A 19,476-nucleotide genomic window follows, 5' to 3' on the forward strand; every position below is an offset into this window, starting at 1 on the left:
CCAGCCCCCTATTCCCGAATTTGCTGCCTATTCCTGCGATGCCCCGGCGAGGCCGACCAGCTTGATGAATTCCTGCCGGTAGAAATTGTCCTGCCGTCCAGCCAGCCGTTCGACATTGCGCCAGCTGTAATCGGCCAGCATCGGATCGCCCCGCAATTTCTGGCCGAACGCGCCCACCGCGGTGGCGAAGGCGAAATCGCCCGTGGGCATGGACGAGGTGGCGAGCGCGCTGGCCGGCAGGACCTGCTCTATCAGGGTCGATGTGTCGCCGTCCGGCTGCTTGTAACGAAGCTTCACATACGCCGCTTCGCTGGCTGCGCCGGTGGCTGCCGCCGGCAGCGGATCGTCGTAGCGGCGGGCCGGAACCCATCCATCGGACCCTGCCGGAACCACTTCGTACAGTGCGGTGACCTGGTGCCCCGCGCCGATATCGCCGGCATCGACGGCATCGTTGTCGAAGTCTTCCTCGCGCAGGATTCGGTTCTCGTAGCCGATTAGCCGGTACTGGCTGATGACGGCCGGATTGAATTCGACCTGCACTTTCACGTCCTTGGCGATGGTGAAGATGGTCGCGCCCATTTCCTCGCCCAGGACCTTCTTCGCTTCCAGCGCGCTGTCGATGTAGCTGTAATTGCCGTTCCCGTTGTCGGCCACCTGCTCCATCATCGCGTCGTTGATGTTGCCGCGCCCGAAGCCGAGGACGCTGAGCGTGGTTCCACTCTCGCGCTTGCGCTCGATCATCTCGACCAGCGCTTCGCGGCTCGACAGGCCGACATTGAAGTCGCCATCCGTCGCCAGGATCACGCGGTTGACGCCGCCTTCGATCCGGTTCGCCTCGGCAATGCGATAGGCGAGTTCGATCCCTGCACCGCCAGCGGTAGAGCCGCCGGCCTGCAGATCGTCCATCGCGCTGCGGATCGCGACGGGATCATTGGTCGGTTCCAGCACCAGCCCCGCGGCACCTGCATAAACCACGATCGATACGCGGTCCTGTTCCTGCAACTGGTTTGCCAGCTGGCGCATTGCGGTCTTCACCAGCGGCAGCTTGTCCGGGCTGCCCATCGACCCAGAGACATCGAGCAGGAAGACCAGATTGGCCGGCGGGCGGTCCTGCTTCGGCAATTCGTATCCGGCAAGCCCGATGCGCACGATGCGCGTCTGCGAGTTCCACGGGCTTTGCGCCACGTCGAGGTTCACGCTGAACGGCTGGTCCACCCGGTCCGGGGTGTCGTAATCGTAGCGGAAATAATTGATCAGCTCCTCGGTCCGCACGGCAGCCCTGGGCGGCGTCTGCCCATCGGTCAGGAAGCGCCGCGTATTGGCGTAGCTGGCAGTATCGACATCGACGGAGAAGGTGCTGACAGGCTCGCTGCGGGCGATCTTGACCGGCGAGACTTCCTCGCCCTCATATTGCTCACGCCCCGGATCGGCAGGCACGACGACGGGCGGCACGTAACGGTATTTCTGCGATCCGGCGACAGTGGACGTCTGGGGTCCGCTGCCGACGGCCTCCGAAGCGATAGCGCCCGATACCGGGGAAGGCGCGACGGCCATGCTGGCGGGCGGCGGCGGTGGTGGCGGGGGAGGGGGCGGCGGAGGCGCAGTTCGAACACCCTTGTCGTTCGATTCGCGCGACCCGGTGACGACGATCTGATCGTTGCCGACATTGTCCTGCGTCGTGGCGCAGGCGGCTAGCGTTCCTGCCAAGGCGGTGGCGGTAACGAAACGGACGGTCCGCATATGATTATCTCCCCGGATGTCGGGCGCGCAGTGGCGCCCATCACCGCAAGGCTCGGCAAAAAGCCGTGAATGGCGACTGAATGCCCCGTAGCTACGACGAAGCGGTCGCGTCTCCTGCCGTTTCCGCGTCGCTGCTCCTGCTGAAAAGCACCCGGTCGTCCGGTCCGAAACCGCGGTGCCAGATGACGAAGCCATACACGCCGAGGATTGCAGGAATGCCGACCAGCAGTTCGAGCCATTCCGGCAGGAAAGTCGCGCCATAGCCGACCAGCACGGCAGGCGCCGTTGCCCAGACCAGCGCCCAGCGCCAGTTTACGACCGGCGCTCCCAGCAGCTTCGAGAGGAGCAGCGCCTTGACCAGCGATGCCAGGGCCAGGGACACCATCAGCGCTCCGGCTGCGCCTGCAGCCATGAAACCGTTAGGCAGGGCGGACCGCTCGATAAAGGTCAGGACCACCACCGTCAGCGCGGCCTGCACGGCAATCGTGCCGATGGAAATCCAGAGATTGCGGACCCGGGCAATGTACACCAGCGCAGCTTCCGAAACCACGGCGGCAGAGGCGACGACCTCGGCCAGCAGGAGAAGGCCCAGCGCCCCCGTGCCGCCGACGAAATTCGGCCCCAGCAGACCCATCACGGCTTCGCCCGGTATGCCCAGCGCCAGCGCAATCCCGGCCTGTGCCGCAATGATCCAGAAACCGACCTGCCGCACCTGCCGGGCTATGGCGCCGTAGTTCCGGGTCTTCAGATTGCGGGTGATGACGGGGCCCAGGATGGGCTCGAAACTCGTCTTCAGCTTTTGCGGCAGGCTCGCGACCTGCTGCGCTGCGTAATAGATGCCCACCGCTGCGGGCGCGGCAAAGAAACCCAGGATGAAAATGTCCACCCGGCGCGTGCCCCATTCGATCGCGTCGGCTGTCGCCAATGGCAGGGCGCGGCCGGTAATGCCGAAGATGCGGCGCGGGTCGGGGCGCCAGTCCATCGGCAGGCCGTAATCGCGCATGAAGGGCCAGAGTGCTGCAAAAAGCCCGGCATAGATCGAGGCGATATAGGCCAGAGCCAGTCCCGCATCGGGCTTCCAGAAATAGAACGCGCCTGCCGCGATGGAGATCGTCCAGGGCTCCACGATGGCCCGCGCATTGACCGTCGCCTTGATGTCGTAGCGATAGGCCTGTGCTGCCAGCAGGACCTCCGTCAGCGCGTAAGCCGGAATGGCAACGACCAGCAGGGGGTCGAGCGGGCTGTTCATGCCGTTGGGAAACATGGGCGCAGGCACGAACCACAGGAAGGTCGCCGCCAGCAGCGAAAAGACCAGCGCCAGCGCCAGTCCGTCGAAAACCAGATGGGTTTCCCGCCCCGTCTCGCCATCGGAAAGCCGCTGCGCCAGGCCGCGCTTCTCGCCCATGGAACAGACCAGGGCGAGAAGTTCGATCACGACCAGGGCGCTGGCAAACCGGCCAAGTGCATCGACACCGTAAAGGCGCCCGGCGATGAAGAGGAAGGGGATGCGCGCCGCAAGGCGCAGCAGGAACCCCAGGACATTGGTACGCCCACCCTTCGCAAGCGCCTGCATGTCGCCTGCGCCGCCGTCATGGTCTGCCCTGGTGCTCACCCGGCAGCTTTCGCGCCGTCCTGTTCGGAGCGCAGCGGGCGGGCAAGGAGGTCGCCGACGACTTGCCGCGCCGGATCGCCTTCCAGCAGGCGGACTACGGCATCGACGATCGGCATGGCGATGCCGCGCTTGTTTGCCAGTTCCGCCAGGACCGGGGCGGTATGCGCCCCTTCGGCGACGGTGCGCCGGTCGTTCATCAGATCGGCTGCCGACTGGCCTTCGCCAAGCGCCTTGCCGAGAGAGAAATTGCGGCTGGAGGTCGAGGAGCAGGTGAGCACAAGATCGCCCAGGCCGCACAGGCCCGCCAACGTTTCCGCCCGCGCGCCCAGCGCCTCCCCGAACCGCAGCATCTCGGCATAGCCGCGTGCGATAAGCGCAGCGCGGGCGTTCTGGCCCAGTTCCAGCCCGTCGACCACGCCGCAAGCGATTGCGAGGACGTTCTTCACCGAACCACCGATTTCAGCACCTGCGACATCTTCGGAGAAATAGGGCCGGAAAGATGGCCGTGCGATGACTGGCGCAAGGCGGTCCCACTGCTCCCGCCCGTCGGCGCAGGCCAGGGTGACGGCGGTGGGCAGGCCGGCGGCAACCTCGTGCGCGAAGGTAGGGCCGCTCATGATGGCAATCGCGCTGCCAGGACATGCGGCCGCCGCGACATCGTTCATCAGCCGCCCCGTGCCGCGCTCGATCCCCTTGCTGCAAAGGACGAGGTCGCGCGGGCTTGCCGCAAGCTCGCCCAGCGTGGAGCCCAGATGCTGCGCCGGCGTGACCACGAAAACGGCCTCGAGGGACGCCAGTTCGGCAAGGTCGCCGGTCGCACGGATGGACGGGGCCAGCTTTGCCGAGGGCAGGAAGACATCGTTCCGGTGATCGACATTGATGCCTTCGACCACTTCCGGTTCGCGCGCCCAAAGCAGGACGCTGCGCCCGTCGCTCGCGAGCATCTGCGCGATGGCCGTGCCCCAGGCACCTGCTCCGATGACGCCTGCCTTTGCCAGTTCGCTCATGCCTTCACTCCTGCTCCGCGCACGGGCTCCGCATCGGGATCGAGCGGCCAGCGCGGCCGGGCCCTGAAGTCGAGCGGGTCGGATTGCTGCAGGGGCAGCCGCTCGCAGCCTGCCCAGGCGATCATCGCGGCATTATCGGTGCACAGGGCCATCGGCGGCGCGGTAAAGGCCATGTCGCGCCCGGCAGCGAAAGCCTCCAGCGCTGCGCGCATCGTCATGTTGGCAGCGACTCCGCCCGCAACGACCAGCGAGCGGAGATCGCCGTGCCCCGACAAGGCTGTCTCCAGCCGGTCGATCACGCAATTGACCGCCGCCTGCTGGAAAGAGGCTGCAATGTCGGCATCGGCGTATTGTCCGCTCTCATGCGCGCGCAGGACCGCGCTTTTCAGGCCGGCGAAACTGAAATGGGGTTCGGCAGAGCCGAGCAAGGGCCGGGGGAGGGGTACGGCCGATGCATCGCCCTGCATCGCGAGCCGCTCGACCGCCGGGCCGCCGGGATAGCCAAGACCCATGATCTTGGCCGACTTGTCGAAAGCCTCGCCCAGCGCATCGTCGATGGTCGTCGCAAGCCTGCGATATTCGCCAACCCCGTCGACCCGCAATATCTGGCAATGTCCGCCCGAAACCAGCAGTAGCGCATAAGGAAACCGGAGGCTTTCATCGGCCAGACGGGGACTGAGCGCGTGGCCCTCGAGATGGTTGATTGCCATCAGCGGCTTGCCGGAAGCCATGGCCAGCGCTTTCCCGCTGACGAGGCCGACCATGACCCCGCCAATCAGCCCCGGGCCGGCTGTCGCGGCAATCGCGTCGCAATCGTCCAGCGTCATGCCTGCATCGTCCAGGACCGCAGCGATCATCGGCGCGAGCCGGTCTGCATGGGCGCGGGCCGCGATTTCGGGGACCACGCCGCCATAGGGCGCGTGTTCTTCGTCCTGCGACGCTATGCGCTGGGCAAGGATGCGCCGGTCGCTGCCCACCAGCGCCGCTGCCGTTTCATCGCAGCTCGATTCAAGACCCAGTACCACGCCCATCTTGGCTTCCCCTTAGCCGATGCCGACGCTAGGGCAAGCCGCGCACCATGACAGTCGCTTCCCAGAACACGCCCGAACTTCGTCTCGGCACTCGCCGCTCCCCGCTTGCCATGGCGCAGGCGGAAGAGACGCGCGATCGCCTTTGTGCAGCGCATGGATGGCCGCAATCGGCCGTCGAACTGGTGCCGGTCGTCGCCAGTGGCGACAGGATACAGGACCGTCCTCTGGCCGAGATCGGGGGCAAGGCGCTGTGGACGCGGGAACTCGATGCATGGCTTGCGGAAGGCCGCATCGATGTCGCGGTCCATTCCATGAAGGATGTCGAGACGCTGCGCCCGGACAGCCTGACCATCGCTGCCATCCTTCCCCGCGCGGACAAGCGCGACGTGCTGGTGGGCGCCGCGTCGCTTGCCGATCTTGCGGCCGGTGCGAAAGTCGGCACGTCCGCCCCGAGGCGTGCGGCACAGGCGCTTCATGCAAGACCCGATATCGAAGTCGTGATGTTCCGCGGCAATGTCGCGACACGGCTGGGCAAGCTGGAAGCGGGAGAGGCGGACGCGACGTTCCTCGCCAAGGCAGGGCTGGACCGGTTGGGCGAGGACGCAGGCATTCCCCTTGCGGTGGACGCCTGGCTGCCCGCACCTGCGCAAGGGGCGATTGGGCTGGAATGCCGGACGGACGATTCCCGAACCAGGCAGTTGCTTGCCGCCATCGACGACAAGCCAAGCCATGCCGAGGTGCTGGCGGAGCGCGCGGTGCTGGAGGGGCTCGGCGGTACGTGTCACAGCCCGATCGCCATGCTCTCTACCTGCCGCGGCACGATGATCGACCTGCGCTGCGCCCTTTACAGTCCGGATGGCGGGGACCGGGTCGAGGGCGAGGCCACGATGTCCGTAGACGACCTGACAGGCGCGAAAGCGCTCGCCGCTGACCTGCTTTCGCGGGCGCCCGCCTCCATCCGATCGGTCTTCGAGGCGACCCGGTGAGCAGGCCGCTGGTCGTCCTGCGGCCCGAGCCCGGACTGACATCGACGCTCGTCGCCGCGTTCGGCCTCGGGCTCAAGGCAACCGGAATGCCTCTTTGCACCGTGTCGGCAGCCCGGTGGAAGGCGCCCGCCGAGCAGTTCGACGGCATTCTGCTCGGCAGCGCGAATGCCATCCGCCATGCCGGCGCGGAACTGGAAAAGGTCACGCACCTGCCGGTCCTTTGCGTCGGGGAGGCGACTGCGCAACTGGCCAGCGATGCCGGCATGAGCGTTGAGCGCACAGGTTCTGGCGGCCTGCAATCGGTTCTCGACCAGATCGACGGCGAAACGCGCCACTTGCTGCGGCTCGCCGGGGAAACCCACCTGCCATTGAAGGTGCCTGCCTCGGTCACGGTGGAAACCTGCATCACCTATCGCACACATTATCATTCCCTTTCCGACCGGCAGGTTTCATTGCTACGCGGTGGGGCCACGGTGCTGCTCCATTCGGGGGAAATGGCCGATCATTTTGCCCGCCAGTGCGACGCAGCGGCGCTGGAGCGAGCCGCATTCGATTGCATTGCCATGGCGCCTCGCATCGCTGAGCGGGCCGGGGCTGGCTGGCGGTCCATGACCGTGGCGCAGCATCCGGACGACGCGTCCCTCTTGGCAGCCGCGCGGGAATTGTGCGACAAGCCGTAAACAGGGATCGCATTGGTGGCGCGGCCGGTTTCGGCCGCCGCGTCTGACTGGAACGTATGAACGACTTTTCATCCAGACGCCGCTCACGCGGTGCGGCACGCTCCGTTCTGGCAGTGGTGCTCATGGTCGCGCTGATTGCGGCGGCCGTTTTCGGCTATCTCGCATGGCGCGAGGCATTCGCCGATACCTCGCCTGTCGACGTCACCATTGACGAGGCGAACGACGTCCTCGCCCGCATAGAAGGCGAGGTGACCCCGGAAGGATCGCCTGCGCCGGCCCAGACCGCCGCTGCAGTGGAGACGGTGGAACGCGCCACGCAGGCAGTGGCCCGCGTTACGGAGCAGCAGGGCGGCATAGACCAGCGGCTTGCCGCGGCGGAGCAGCGTCTCGCGCGCCTCGATGTCCAGGCGCAGGCGGCAGCCGGCAATGCGGCGCGGGCGGAAGGCTTGCTGATCGCTCTGGCAACGCGCCGGACGGTGGAAAAGGGGGCGGAACTCGGCTTTCTCGCGGACCAGCTTCGCCTCAGGTTCGGCGATGCGAAGCCGAACGCCGTGCGGACCATCACCTCCGTATCGCGCGATCCGGTGACGCTTGATCGCCTGATCGCCCGGCTGGAGGGTCTGGGGCCTGACCTGCAGCAAAGCAGCGAAGCGCCCAGCCTCGATACGATCCGCCGCGAGCTTGGCAGCCTGTTTGTTATTCGCAGGGAAAGCGCACCATCGCCGCAGCCCCTGCGCCGGATGGAACGGGCGCGGCTGTTCCTTGAAAGCGGCCGGTACGAATCCGCTATCGAGGAGGTGCAGAACATGCCGGGCGCCGACAATGCGGAAGGCTGGATCGCCGACGTGCGCCGCTATGCCGCGGTCCAGCGCGCGCTCGATCTGATCGAGACGTCCGCAATTCTTGAGCCGCAATTGCTGCGCGATGGCACCGGGAACCGCATCGGCGGCTCTCTCGAACCGGCCAATCCCTGAGGACGGCAGCGACTTCGCTCAGGCTTTCAGCAAGGTCGGGCGGTCGCCGGTGATCCCGCGCGCCTCGTCCATGAACCAGCTCTTGAGTGCAGGAACCCGCTGGACACCCGCCATGCCGAGGCGCCGTATGGCGGAGGCCGCCTTGCCCGGCACCCCGAACAGTCGCGTCAGCCCGTCGGTCGCCAGCGCCACGGTGAAGGCATCGAGCCCGCGCCAGTTTTCATAGCGCTCCAGCATCTGGGCATCGCCGGGCTCCAGTCCGAGACGCCGACCTTCCTCCAGCACTTCGACCAGCGCGCCGACATCGCGCAGGCCGAGGTTCAGGCCCTGTCCGGCAATCGGGTGGATGCCATGTGCGCTGTCGCCGATCAGGGCCAGCCGGTGATCGGTGATGCGGGCCGTGTGATGGAAGCCGAGCGGGTAGGAACTGCGCGTCCCGACTTCGCTGATGGTGCCGAAAATGCCGCCCATCTTTCGGGCAGCCTCGGTCAGGAATGCACGATCGCCGAGTGCCAGCATTCCGGGCGCATCCGCCTCGTCCACGGTCCATACCAGCGCGCTGCGATGGCGGCCCTGCTCGTCATCCAGCAGGGGGAGCAGGGCAAACGGGCCATCGGGGTAGAAGATCTCCCAGGCGACGTTGCCGTGCGGTTTCTCATGAATCAGGCCTGCGATGATGGCGCGGTGGTCGTATTGCCACTTGGCCACGGAAATGCCGGCCTCGTCGCGGGTGGGGGAGCCGCGGCCTTCTGCTGCGATCATCAGGCTGCCCCTCAGCATTTCTCCGCTTGCCAGCCGCGCCGAGCATCCGAATTCCCCGCGCGTGCGCTCTGCGACTTCGGCGCCGCTGTGCCACGTAATCAGCGGTTCCTTCCGCGCGGCATCGAACAATGTCAGGCGCAGCGTCCGGTTGGCAAACATGCGGCCAAGAGAGCTTTCATGCGCTTCGGGCTGGAAATCGATGCGCCCGGGCTTCATCTGGTCCGATACGGCAATACTGTCGATCGGGCTGCCCAGTGGCTCCAGCGTATCGGCCAGGCCGATCTTCGAGAACAGGTTCCAGCTGGCGGTGGAGATGGCCGTTGCGCGCCCGTCGAACCCCTCTGCGGTCAGGTCCTCGGGCTGCGCACGGTCGATCACGTGGCTGCTGAAACCTCGGCTCGCGGCGGCGAGAGCCAGCGTCATGCCGACCAGTCCGCCGCCGATGATCAGCAAGTCGCGGGTTTCGCCATCGGATGCATTCATGTTCCGTGTCCCATCAGGTGCTGCCCTGCAGCGTTCATTGCCCCAACACACGATAGGCACTAGGGGTCCGCGCATGCCCCTTGCAAGGTCATTCCTGCTGGCCATGATGGCCCTCGTGCTGTCCTTCGGCGCGGCGATGGCGTCAGCCCAACCGCAGGGTTTCGCCGGTCCGGGCGGAACCCCGAATATCCGCGCCACCCTGGAGGTAGAGGGGCCGGTAGCGCCCGGCGGCCAGACGATGCTGGCCATAAGGTTCGTGCCCGTGTCGGAGGAATGGCACGGCTACTGGTCCAATCCCGGGGATGCGGGGCTGGGGATGCAGGTCGAGTGGGACCTGCCGGACGGTGTCTCGGTCGGCGCGTTCGAATATCCCGTCCCCAGCCGCCTGACCATCGATGGGCTGATGAACCACGTCTACAAGGGCGAATACGCGGTACTCGCCCCGCTGAGGCTGGCGGAGAATGCCGCCGTTCGCGAGCCGTTCCGCATTTCGGGCAAGGCATTCTATCTCGCCTGCACGGACCAGATCTGCGTGCCGGAAGAAGCGCGGATCGAGGCCGCCGTGACCATTGCCGATGGCGGTGTGCGCGACCCGCGCTTTGCCGAGTACCGCGCCGCCATTCCGCCCTTGCTCGATAAAAAGGCCCGGTTCGAACTGTCGCGCAGACTCCTGCGTATTGCGATCCCGCTGCCGTCGGGTGTGGATGCAGGGCAACCGCACCTGTTCCTCGAGCAGAAGGACGTGGTGCAATACGCGGCGCGGCAAGGTTTTTCGCAGGGCGGCGACGAACTGATTGCCGAGATACCGCTCGCCGGATCGGGGGAGGAGCCCCGAACGCTTAGCGGCATTCTCAAGCTGGCGGCGGGCACCGATGAAGAGCGCGGCCTACGGTTCGAAGCGGTACGCGGCGAAGTGCCCTCCGGCGGCCGGGTTCTGGTTGGCCGGGAGCCTGCGCTGCCCTCTGCCTGGCTGGTCCTGCTGGGCGCATTCGCCGGGGGACTTCTGCTGAATGTCATGCCCTGCGTTTTCCCGGTGCTGAGTTTGAAGGCGATGAGCCTGGCCCGCGCCGGTATCGACCAGCCGACTGCACGGCGCGACGGGCTGGCCTATACGGCTGGCGTCATGCTGGCGACCATCGCGCTGGGCGGCGTAATGCTGGCCTTGCGCGCTGCGGGCGAGCAGGTGGGCTGGGCCTTCCAGTTGCAGGAGCCGGGCGTCGTCGTCGCGCTGCTGGTCCTGGCGACGCTGATAACCGCGAATTTCGCCGGCCTGTTCGAATTGCCTTCAAGGCCGATTGCGAGCGGCGGCAAGCCTGCAGGGGCCTTTGCTACCGGACTGCTTGCAGCGGTCGTCGCAACACCCTGTACGGGGCCGTTCATGGCTGCGGCCATCGGCGCTGCCCTGTTGCTGCCGACCTGGCTGGCGCTTGCCATCTTTGCCAGCCTCGGACTTGGACTTGCCCTGCCGTTCCTGCTGCTCGGCTTCGTGCCGGCCTTGCGCAATCGCCTGCCGAAGCCGGGAAATTGGATGGACACGTTCCGCAAGATACTGGCCATACCCATGGGCCTGACCGTTCTGGCACTGGGCTGGCTGTTGACGCAGCTGGGGGGAGTACTCCTGCTGCTGCTGGGCGGGCTGGCGGCGCTGGCGGCGATCTCGCTTGCTTTCTTCCTGCACCGGCGCCGGTTGCCGGTCGCGGCATGGGCCGCTGGGTTGGGACTGGTCTTTGCCGTAGGGGCTGCCCGTGCAGGGCCGGTTGCGGACGCCCACGGGGCCGCGCAGTCGGCATCGCTGCTGGATCCGCAGCCATTCACGGAAGCAGCACTGGCCGATGCGCGCGCCACGGGCAGGCCCGTCTTCGTGTGGTTCACCGCAGACTGGTGCGTGACCTGCAAGCTGAACGAGCGCGTGGGGATCGAGCGGGAAGAGACCCGGCAGGCGTTCGAGCGGGCCGGCGTCATCTCGCTGCGCGGCGACTGGACGCGAAGGGATGACGAGATTGCCGAATTCCTGACCCGGCAAGGGGCGGCGGGAGTGCCGCTCTACCTGTGGTATCCGGCAGGCGGCACGGCGGAGCCGCGCAGGTTGCCGCAGGTTCTCACACCCGGCACGCTGCCGGACCTCGCCAAGTCCATCACGACCCCCGTTCGATAGCGGGCGGGACGTCTGCTTCCGCTGCTGCGTCCGTCTCGCTTGGCGACCGGCAGTCTTCCACGAAATCGCCGGGGACCGGACTGGCATTGAGTACCAGCGAGCCCGCGCCCGGAATGGTCAGCTCGACGTCCCGCGGACCTGTCAGCGCCTCGAGATTGCCATTCGCCGGATCTACGCTGCCCTGCCAGACCCATGCGCGGCCGTTGAAGGTCGCATCGACCGGAATGCGCGCGACATGGAAGTTGCCGACCAGGGCCATCAGGGCCTTCGACTTCGCGTCGGCCTTGACCAGCCGGGTAAAGACCAGCCGGTTCGGACCGTCTCCCGGCAGAGGCTCGCAGGCCAGTGCCAGCATCGGCGTGCTGCCGGGAATCCCGTAAAGGAGGCGGGTGCCTTCCTCGACCTCGGCCCAGACGGCGCCCTCTACGCTGGGCGAGGGTAGTGGTTCGCCTGCGAATTGCTGGGCTTCTTCCAGAGGAACCCGCTCGACATACGGATCGGTGTCTTCCTGCTGGCAGGCCGTCAGGGCCAGCAGCACGATGGCGGCGAACCTCATCGCGGGCCCATCCGCTTCTTCGTTTCGCGGCCGTATCGCAGCTTGCGCGTGCCCGGCTTGCCTTCGTTGGACCGGCCCACGATGGGCGCCTTCTTCTCGGTATCGGGCAGGCCCAGCTCGTCGTTCTCGAGCCGCCGTATTTCGTCGCGCAATCGGCCTGCTTCCTCGAATTCGAGATTGGCCGCAGCATCGCGCATGCGTTTTTCCAGGTCCTCGATATAGGCGCGCAAATTGTGCCCGACGAGGTTGTTGCGCTCCTCGTCGCCGGTATCGACGGTGACGCCGTCCTGGGCTGCCGAATGGGCCACGATATCGGCAATGTCGCGCTTGATCGTGCGCGGCGTGATGCCGTGTTCCTCGTTATAGGCGCGCTGTTTCTCGCGGCGGCGCTCGGTTTCCGCCATGGCGCGTTCCATGCTCCCGGTAATGCGATCGGCATAGAGGATGACGCGGCCATCGACGTTGCGCGCGGCGCGGCCGATGGTCTGGATCAGGGACGTCTCGGACCGCAGGAAGCCTTCCTTGTCGGCGTCGAGGATGCAGACCAGCCCGCATTCCGGGATGTCGAGGCCTTCGCGCAGAAGGTTGATGCCGATCAGGACGTCGTAGACGCCCAGTCGCAGGTCGCGGATGAGTTCGATACGCTCCAGCGTTTCCACGTCGGAATGCATGTAGCGGACGCGCACGCCCGCCTCGTGCATGAACTCCGTCAGGTCTTCGGCCATGCGTTTGGTCAGCGTGGTGACGAGCGTCCGGTAGCCCTGCTTCGCCGTGGCGAGGCATTCCTGGATGCAGTCCTGCACCTGGTCCTCGACCGGGCGGATCTCGACCGGCGGGTCGATCAGGCCGGTGGGGCGGATGACCTGTTCGGCAAAAACGCCGCCCGACTGGTCCATTTCCCACCCGCCAGGCGTGGCCGATACGCAAAAGGTCTGCGGACGCATCGCATCCCATTCGTTGAAGCGGAGCGGTCGGTTGTCGATGCAGCTTGGCAGACGGAAGCCGTGTTCTGCCAGCGTGATCTTGCGCCGATGGTCGCCCTTCGACATTGCGCCGATCTGGGGCACGGTCTGGTGGCTTTCATCGACGAACAGCAGCGCGTTTTCCGGCAGGTATTCGAACAGGGTAGGCGGCGGCTCGCCCGGCAGGCGGCCGGTCAGGAAGCGGCTGTAATTCTCGATCCCGTTGCAGCTGCCGGTCGCGGCAATCATCTCCAGATCGAAATTCGTGCGTTGTTCCAGGCGCTGCGCTTCGAGCAGGCGACCTTCTTCCTGCAATTCCTTCAGCCGCTCCGTCAGTTCGAAGCGGATCGCTTCCGAAGCCTGTTTCATCGTCGGACCCGGAGTCACGTAGTGGCTGTTGGCGTAGATGCGGATGGTTTCCAGCTCGCGGCCCTTCTGGCCTGTCAGCGGATCGAATTCGTGAATGGTCTCGATCTCGTCGCCGAAGAAGCTGACGCGCCACGCCATGTCCTCGTAATGCGAGGGGAAAATTTCCAGATTGTCGCCGCGCACCCGGAACGTGCCGCGCTGGAAGGCGGCGTCGTTGCGCTTGTATTGCAAGGCGACCAGCTTGCGGATGATCTCGCGCTGGTCGACGCTTTCGTCCTTCTTGATATCGAAGATCATGGCCGAATAGGTCTCGACCGAGCCGATGCCGTAGAGGCACGAAACGGACGCGACGATAATCACGTCGTCGCGTTCCAGCAGGGCGCGCGTGGCCGAGTGGCGCATCCGGTCGATCGCCTCGTTTACCGAGCTTTCCTTCTCGATATAGGTGTCGGAGCGGGGGACGTAGGCCTCGGGCTGGTAATAGTCGTAATAGCTGACGAAATACTCGACCGCATTGTTCGGGAAGAAGCTCTTGAACTCGCCGTAAAGCTGCGCGGCCAGAATCTTGTTCGGGGCCAGGATCAGGGCGGGGCGCTGCAATTCCTCGATCACCTTGGCCATGGTGAAGGTCTTGCCCGAACCGGTGACGCCCAGCAGCACCTGCGTCTGCTCGCCGCCCTCGGCCTCGCGCACCAGTTCCTCGATCGCGGTGGGCTGGTCGCCGCTCGGGGTGTATTCGCTCACCAGCTCGAACTTCTTGCCGGGCATGGATTTTTCCGGACGCGCCGGTTTGTGGGGCGTGAAGTTGTCGCTCGTGTCGGGTTCTTCGAGACCGCGACGGATTACCAGTTCTGCCATGAAAGGGGATATGGGGCAGGCGGGCCCGGTCCTCAAGCGGGCGGTTGCCAGACCGGAGCCGATGCGGCACATCCGGCGTAGCAAGAGGAGCCCGTTTCAATGCCGCAAACTGCCAGAACGACCGGATTGCTGTGTGCCGTGACGGCGCTCGCCCTGACCGCATGCGGAGACAGCGCCGAAGTGGCCGACCCCGCCGATGCGGAGCAGGTGGCCGCGCTGGCCGACAGCCTGGTGAAACCGCAGCCCGGCGAATACGAAGTCGCCTCGGAACTGATCGAGTTTCAGCTGCCCGGCATCCCCGACGACCAGGCAGAGATGATGCGCGGCATCATGGAAGGCGGTTTCTCGCAGACGACGACCTACTGCCTGACCGCGGAACAGGCGGAGAAGGGCTGGCAGGACGCGGTCGAGGGAATGCAGCAGGCCGATCAGGATTGCGAATATTCGAAATTCGAAACGGCGGGCAATACGCTGACGGCCTCCATGACCTGCACGCAGGACGACGGCACCGTGGCACAGGTCGACATGACGGGCGATCTTGCCGAAACCAGCCAGGACATCACCATGGCCATGTCCGGCAAATCCCCCGAAATGCCGGGCGGCGAGATGCAGATGAAGCTTCGCATGAAATCGACGCGGATCGGTGAATGCACCGCCTGATAACCATTGCGGGCTCGCTGGTCCTTGCAGGCTGCGGTTCCGAGCCGATGTCGGCCGAGGAGGTACTGGGACAGGCCGATGCGCTGGAACGGCCGGCGCCGGGCCTCTACCGGACCGAGGCGAAGCTCCTATCCTTCGAAATGCCGGGGATTGCCCCTGCCGACGCCGATCGCTTCCGCAACCGGATGGCCGGTCTGGCAGCGCAGCCCCAGCAGCAATGCCTGACGCCCGAGGAGGCGGAGCGTGGCTTCGAGGATTTGCTGCGTACCATTGGCGAGGATGTGAACGGCCTGACCTGCGCGTTCGAGGATTTCGCCACCGATCCCCCGGCGCTGGACGCGGTCCTGGCGTGTCAAGGCAGCGGCATGGAAGCGCGGATCGGTTTCGACGGCACTGCCGATGCGGACGGACTGGACTTGGAGATGGCGATGGACGCAAGCACGCCGCTCATCCCCGGGCATTCGATGCAACTCGTATTCGACGTATCGTCCGAGCGCGTGGGCGAATGTCCCGCAGCGCAGTGAAAAGGCCGCCTTTCGCAGGGTAGCCTTGCAATTCGGCATCGCGATGTCGATTTCTCGGAAGATGATGCCAAGGCCTTCCATACCCTTCCGGAGCGCAGCGAGCGGCGTCGGCGGCGAGATCGCGCGCCGCGTCGGACTGGCGCGTGAGCCGTGGCCCGAAGACTCGCGGACGCCGGACTGGAAGCTGCTGATCGGCGAACTCAGCGCGCTGGCGGAGCCGGTGAAGCGCGTGGTCAAGGCTCCCTCGACGCGAATAGCATTGCCCCGGACCCGGACCCCCCGCACGGTTATCCTGTTGCCCGGTTTCGCCACCCATCCCGTTCGTATGCGATATTTCGCCCGCGTGCTGGAAGGTGCAGGTCACGCCGTCAAACGCTGGGGGCAGGGTTTCAACTGGGGCGTCTCCAGCGAGCGGTTCGAGGCAGCGGAGCTGAGATTGCTCGACGTGTGCCAGCGAACGGGCGAACCTGTCGTCCTCGTCGGCTGGAGCCTCGGCGGGCTGTTCGCGCGGGAACTGGCGAAGAGGAATCGCGACTCCGTTGCCAAGGTCATCACCATGGGCACGCCGTTCTCTGGCAGTCCGCGCGATAACAACGCATGGCGGGCCTACCAGCTGGTGGCCGGTCATTCGGTGGACAGCCCCCCAATTGAGGCCGACGTGCCGGCCAAACCCCCTGTTCCGACAATTGCACTGTGGAGCCCGCGCGACGGGATCGTCCATCACCGCGCCGCCGCCGGACGACCGGGCGAGCGGGACCGCGCGATCGCCTTGCGCTGCACGCATATCGGCTTTTCCTATGCCCCTGAATCCATCGCTGCGGTTGCGCGGGAACTAGAGGCGGACTGAACCGTCAGTATTGCAGGCGAAGCGCGGTCCTGCGTTTCTGGTTCAAGGTCCCGGGGGTTTAATGGCCGAAGGCGCGAAGCCTTTCGATGAAATGCGTAATGGCGATGGCGGGGTAAGGCCTGCCTATCGGTCTTACTGCGACTGGTTCGAGCAGCAGGATAACGATCTGCTCAAGCGCAAGCACCGTGATGCGGAGGACCAGTTCCGGCGCACGGGCATCACCTTCAACGTTTATGGCGAGGACGAGGCGGAGGAGCGGCTGATCCCGTTCGACATGGTCCCGCGTGTCATCGACGCCGCCGACTGGCGGAAGCTGACGCGCGGCATCGAGCAGCGTGTCAGCGCGCTCAACGCCTTCATGTACGATCTCTATCACCGGCAGGAGATCATCCGCGCGGGCCGCATCCCCGAACGCCTGTTCCGCCAGAACGACGCCTGGCTGTCGAACATGGTCGGCCTCACGCCGCCGGGCAGTGTATACACGCATATCGTGGGCATTGATCTCGTGCGGACGGCGGATGGATTCTTCGTGCTGGAAGACAATGCCCGCACGCCCAGCGGCGTATCCTATATGCTGGAAAACCGCGAAACCATGATGGCGATGTTCCCGGACCTGTTCATGCAGGTCCCGGTCGAAACCGTCTCCAACTACCCGCGCCGCCTTGCAAAAAGCCTGGCCGCCTGCGCCCCGCCGAAATGCGAGGGCAAGCCGCTCGTCGCCGTGCTGACGCCGGGCATCTACAACAGCGCCTATTACGAGCATGCCTTCCTGGCAGACCAGATGGGCGCGGAACTGGTCGAGGGCAGCGACCTGCGTGTCGTCGATGGCCGCGTAACGATGCGCACGACCCGCGGTTACGAACCGGTCGACGTCCTCTATCGCCGCGTCGACGACGAATTTCTCGATCCGCTGACTTTCAATCCGGATTCCATGCTGGGCGTTCCGGGAATTATGGATGTCTACCGTTCCGGCGGGATCACCATCGCCAACGCGCCCGGAACCGGCGTCTGCGACGACAAGGCGATCTATTCCTTCATGCCGGATATCGTCGAATTCTATACCGGCGAAAAACCGCTGCTGCCCAATGTCGAGACATGGCGCTGCGCGGAGGAAGACAGCCTGAAATACGTGCTCGACAATCTGGGCGAGCTCGTCGTCAAGGAAGTGCACGGATCGGGCGGATACGGAATGCTGATCGGCCCCACATCGACGAAGGCCGAGATCGAGGATTTCCGCAAGAAAATACAGGCCAATCCGCAAGGGTATATCGCGCAGCCGACGCTGTCGCTGTCGACCTGTCCCATCTTTACCGAAGCCGGTTTGGCTCCGCGCCATGTCGATCTTCGTCCCTACGTACTCGTATCGCCGGACGGCATCGACATCACCCCTGGGGGGCTTACCCGCGTGGCGCTGGAAGAAGGCTCGCTGGTGGTCAATTCGAGCCAGGGCGGCGGGACCAAGGATACGTGGGTGTTGAAAGAATAATGCTGGGGCGCACCGCAAACGGACTGTTCTGGATGTTCCGCTATCTCGAGCGGGCAGAGAATACCGCCCGCCTGCTGGACGCCGGCCTGCGCATGTCGCTGACCAGGGACCTGGTGACGGCGGAGGAGGAATGGCGATCGGTCATCCAGACCGCCGGACAGCGCCCCGCCTACGAGACCTATAACGAGACCTATACCGGCGTTCAGGCGTGGAATTTCATCCTGCGCGACCCGAAAAACCCGATGTCCGTGCGGGCCATGCTGGAGAATGTTCGCACCAATGCGCGGGTCGCGCGCAACGCCATCAGCGGCGAGGTGTGGGAAAGCGTCAATGAAAGCTGGATGCAGATCGAATCCGCTCTCGCGAAGCCAGTCGGGCAGGGCCAACTCGGCGATGTGCTCGGCATGGTCAGGCGGGCGGGGACACTCGTCCACGGCGCACTAGGCGATTCCATGCTGCGCGATGCCGGCTTCCATTTCGCCCGCGCCGGAATGTTCGTGGAGCGGACCGACAGCACCGCCCGCATCCTCGACATCAAATATTACCTTCTCTTGCCGAGCCTCTCCTATGTCGGCTCCAGCCTCGATGCGGGGCAGTGGGACACCGTCCTGCGTTCGGTTTCCGGCGACCGCGCATTTCGCTGGCTCAACGCCGGGAATATCGATGCCAAGGGAATCGTCGAATTCCTGACGCTCGATGCGCGCTTCCCGCGCTCCATCGCTTTCTGCCAGTCGGCCCTGCGCGACGAACTCGCCGCGCTCGCCCGGCTCCATCGGAACGAGGGCCGCAGTAACGAACTGATGAGGCAGGCGGATATGCGGCTGACCGACAAGACCGTGGACGACGTATTCGACGTCGGCCTCCACCAGTTTCTCGTCGATACGATGAACACCAACGCCGCGATTGCCGAGGCAATCGCCGAAGACTACAGGTTCCACGCCTGATGCGCCTCGCGATACGACATACCACCAGGTACAATTTCGAAGAGCCGGTCGTGCACGCCCTGCAACGGCTTCGCCTGACACCAAAGACGACACAGGGGCAGGAGATCCTGTCCTGGGACATGTCGTTCGAGAACGCGAAATGCGAGCTCGAATACGAGGACCAGCACCACAACACCGTCAGCCTTGTCGCGGTCGACCAGGGGGTGCGCGAAGTCATCGTCAGGTGCGAGGGCAAGGTCGATACCGAGGACAATCTCGGCGTGATCGGCCGCCATTCCGGCCACCTGCCTCTATGGAGCTTCCTTGGCCAGACCAGGCTTACCCGGCCGGGTGAGCAGGTGAACAAGCTGCTGGATGGACTGGAATGCACCGAAGACGGCAGGCTGGACTTCCTGCACGAACTGTCCCGCCGGATTTCCGACCGCGTCGAATACCGGATCGGCGAGACCGAGGTGCATACCACCGCAGAGGAATCCGCCGCGCAAGGAAGCGGCGTGTGCCAGGATCATGCCCACATCTTCATCGGTGCGGCCCGTGCGCACGATATCCCCGCACGCTATGTCAGCGGCTATCTGATGATGAACGACCGCATCGATCAGGAGGCTACCCACGCCTGGGCGGAAGCGCATATCGACGGGCTGGGCTGGGTCGGGTTCGACATATCGAACCGGATCAGTCCCGATCCCCGTTATATCCGTGTCGCCACGGGGCGCGATTACCGCGATGCGGCCCCGGTGACCGGCATCAGTTTCGGCGGACTATCCAGTTCGCTGCATGTCGACGTTGCTGTTGAACAACAGCAGGTCGAACAGTAACCACCCCCCGAATTATCGGTGCCAT

Annotated in this window: 17 protein-coding genes; 10 read left to right on the forward strand and 7 right to left on the reverse strand. The window is 65.3% G+C overall.

Annotation, left to right across the window (positions count from 1 at the left end):
* Nucleotides 1–27: 27 nt before the first annotated feature.
* From ACGHJ7_RS02010 to tsaD, 4 genes are all read right to left on the reverse strand, one after another.
* Entirely contained in the window at nt 28–1,740 is a 1,713-nt protein-coding gene (locus ACGHJ7_RS02010) for a von Willebrand factor type A domain-containing protein (RefSeq protein ID WP_390474179.1), read from the reverse strand.
* A gap of 91 nt (nt 1,741–1,831) precedes the next feature.
* Nucleotides 1,832–3,313, reverse strand: a complete 1,482-nt coding sequence (locus ACGHJ7_RS02015; RefSeq protein ID WP_390474532.1) for a lipopolysaccharide biosynthesis protein — start codon at nt 3,311–3,313, stop codon at nt 1,832–1,834.
* A 35-nt stretch (nt 3,314–3,348) separates the two neighbouring features.
* Nucleotides 3,349–4,359, reverse strand: a complete 1,011-nt coding sequence (locus tag ACGHJ7_RS02020) for an NAD(P)H-dependent glycerol-3-phosphate dehydrogenase (RefSeq protein ID WP_390474181.1) — start codon at nt 4,357–4,359, stop codon at nt 3,349–3,351.
* Complete coding sequence (gene tsaD, locus ACGHJ7_RS02025; RefSeq protein ID WP_390474183.1) at nt 4,356–5,390, reverse strand: tRNA (adenosine(37)-N6)-threonylcarbamoyltransferase complex transferase subunit TsaD; 1,035 nt, start codon at nt 5,388–5,390, stop codon at nt 4,356–4,358. The genes ACGHJ7_RS02020 and tsaD overlap by 4 nt, the downstream gene beginning before the upstream one ends.
* A gap of 47 nt (nt 5,391–5,437) precedes the next feature.
* Between tsaD and hemC the strand changes: the two genes are divergently transcribed.
* Genes hemC through ACGHJ7_RS02040 form a run of 3 tightly spaced genes read left to right on the forward strand, consistent with a single transcriptional unit; the run spans nt 5,438 to nt 8,030 of the window.
* Complete coding sequence (gene hemC / locus ACGHJ7_RS02030; protein ID WP_390474185.1) at nt 5,438–6,376, forward strand: hydroxymethylbilane synthase; 939 nt, start codon at nt 5,438–5,440, stop codon at nt 6,374–6,376.
* Entirely contained in the window at nt 6,373–7,056 is a 684-nt protein-coding gene (locus ACGHJ7_RS02035) for a uroporphyrinogen-III synthase (protein ID WP_390474187.1), read from the forward strand. Before hemC ends, ACGHJ7_RS02035 begins: the two co-directional genes overlap by 4 nt.
* A gap of 56 nt (nt 7,057–7,112) precedes the next feature.
* Nucleotides 7,113–8,030, forward strand: coding sequence for a hypothetical protein (locus ACGHJ7_RS02040; protein ID WP_390474189.1), 918 nt, complete (start codon nt 7,113–7,115; stop codon nt 8,028–8,030).
* 18 nt (nt 8,031–8,048) lie between these two features.
* Here ACGHJ7_RS02040 and ACGHJ7_RS02045 read toward each other — a convergent pair whose 3' ends face one another.
* Nucleotides 8,049–9,275 (reverse strand): UbiH/UbiF/VisC/COQ6 family ubiquinone biosynthesis hydroxylase, encoded by a 1,227-nt coding sequence (locus ACGHJ7_RS02045; RefSeq protein ID WP_390474190.1) that lies wholly within the window; start codon nt 9,273–9,275, stop codon nt 8,049–8,051.
* Between the two features lie 73 nt (nt 9,276–9,348).
* Between ACGHJ7_RS02045 and ACGHJ7_RS02050 the strand changes: the two genes are divergently transcribed.
* Nucleotides 9,349–11,430, forward strand: a complete 2,082-nt coding sequence (locus ACGHJ7_RS02050; RefSeq protein WP_390474192.1) for a protein-disulfide reductase DsbD family protein — start codon at nt 9,349–9,351, stop codon at nt 11,428–11,430.
* Here the strand turns inward: ACGHJ7_RS02050 and ACGHJ7_RS02055 are convergent.
* Both ACGHJ7_RS02055 and uvrB read right to left on the reverse strand, forming a co-directional pair.
* The gene (locus ACGHJ7_RS02055; protein WP_390474194.1) at nt 11,411–11,986 is read right to left on the reverse strand and encodes a hypothetical protein; all 576 of its coding nucleotides are present in this window, start codon (nt 11,984–11,986) and stop codon (nt 11,411–11,413) included. The two genes, ACGHJ7_RS02050 and ACGHJ7_RS02055, sit on opposite strands and share 20 nt — an antisense overlap.
* Nucleotides 11,983–14,175, reverse strand: coding sequence for an excinuclease ABC subunit UvrB (gene uvrB, locus ACGHJ7_RS02060; protein WP_390474195.1), 2,193 nt, complete (start codon nt 14,173–14,175; stop codon nt 11,983–11,985). The genes ACGHJ7_RS02055 and uvrB overlap by 4 nt, the downstream gene beginning before the upstream one ends.
* Before the next feature lie 99 nt (nt 14,176–14,274).
* Here uvrB and ACGHJ7_RS02065 point away from each other — a divergent pair, with 99 nt between their 5' ends.
* The 6 genes from ACGHJ7_RS02065 to ACGHJ7_RS02090 all read left to right on the forward strand — a co-directional run bounded on the left by ACGHJ7_RS02065 (nt 14,275) and on the right by ACGHJ7_RS02090 (nt 19,451).
* A complete protein-coding gene (locus tag ACGHJ7_RS02065; RefSeq protein WP_390474197.1) occupies nt 14,275–14,835 on the forward strand; it encodes a DUF3617 domain-containing protein in 561 nt (186 codons plus the stop codon).
* On the forward strand, nt 14,823–15,359 hold the full coding sequence (locus ACGHJ7_RS02070) for a DUF3617 domain-containing protein (RefSeq protein WP_390474198.1): 537 nt from the start codon (nt 14,823–14,825) through the stop codon (nt 15,357–15,359). The genes ACGHJ7_RS02065 and ACGHJ7_RS02070 overlap by 13 nt, the downstream gene beginning before the upstream one ends.
* A gap of 61 nt (nt 15,360–15,420) precedes the next feature.
* Nucleotides 15,421–16,206: an esterase/lipase family protein gene (locus ACGHJ7_RS02075; RefSeq protein ID WP_390474200.1), complete on the forward strand. Its 786-nt coding sequence runs from the start codon at nt 15,421–15,423 to the stop codon at nt 16,204–16,206.
* Nucleotides 16,207–16,267: 61 nt separating this feature from the next.
* Nucleotides 16,268–17,692, forward strand: a complete 1,425-nt coding sequence (locus ACGHJ7_RS02080) for a circularly permuted type 2 ATP-grasp protein (protein WP_390474202.1) — start codon at nt 16,268–16,270, stop codon at nt 17,690–17,692.
* The gene (locus tag ACGHJ7_RS02085; RefSeq protein WP_390474204.1) at nt 17,692–18,636 is read left to right on the forward strand and encodes an alpha-E domain-containing protein; all 945 of its coding nucleotides are present in this window, start codon (nt 17,692–17,694) and stop codon (nt 18,634–18,636) included. The genes ACGHJ7_RS02080 and ACGHJ7_RS02085 overlap by 1 nt, the downstream gene beginning before the upstream one ends.
* The gene (locus ACGHJ7_RS02090; protein WP_390474206.1) at nt 18,636–19,451 is read left to right on the forward strand and encodes a transglutaminase domain-containing protein; all 816 of its coding nucleotides are present in this window, start codon (nt 18,636–18,638) and stop codon (nt 19,449–19,451) included. Before ACGHJ7_RS02085 ends, ACGHJ7_RS02090 begins: the two co-directional genes overlap by 1 nt.
* Nucleotides 19,452–19,476 lie beyond the last annotated feature (25 nt).

It is taken from the genome of Altererythrobacter sp. MTPC7 (assembly GCF_042851395.1).
Classification (GTDB): domain Bacteria; phylum Pseudomonadota; class Alphaproteobacteria; order Sphingomonadales; family Sphingomonadaceae; genus CAJXSN01.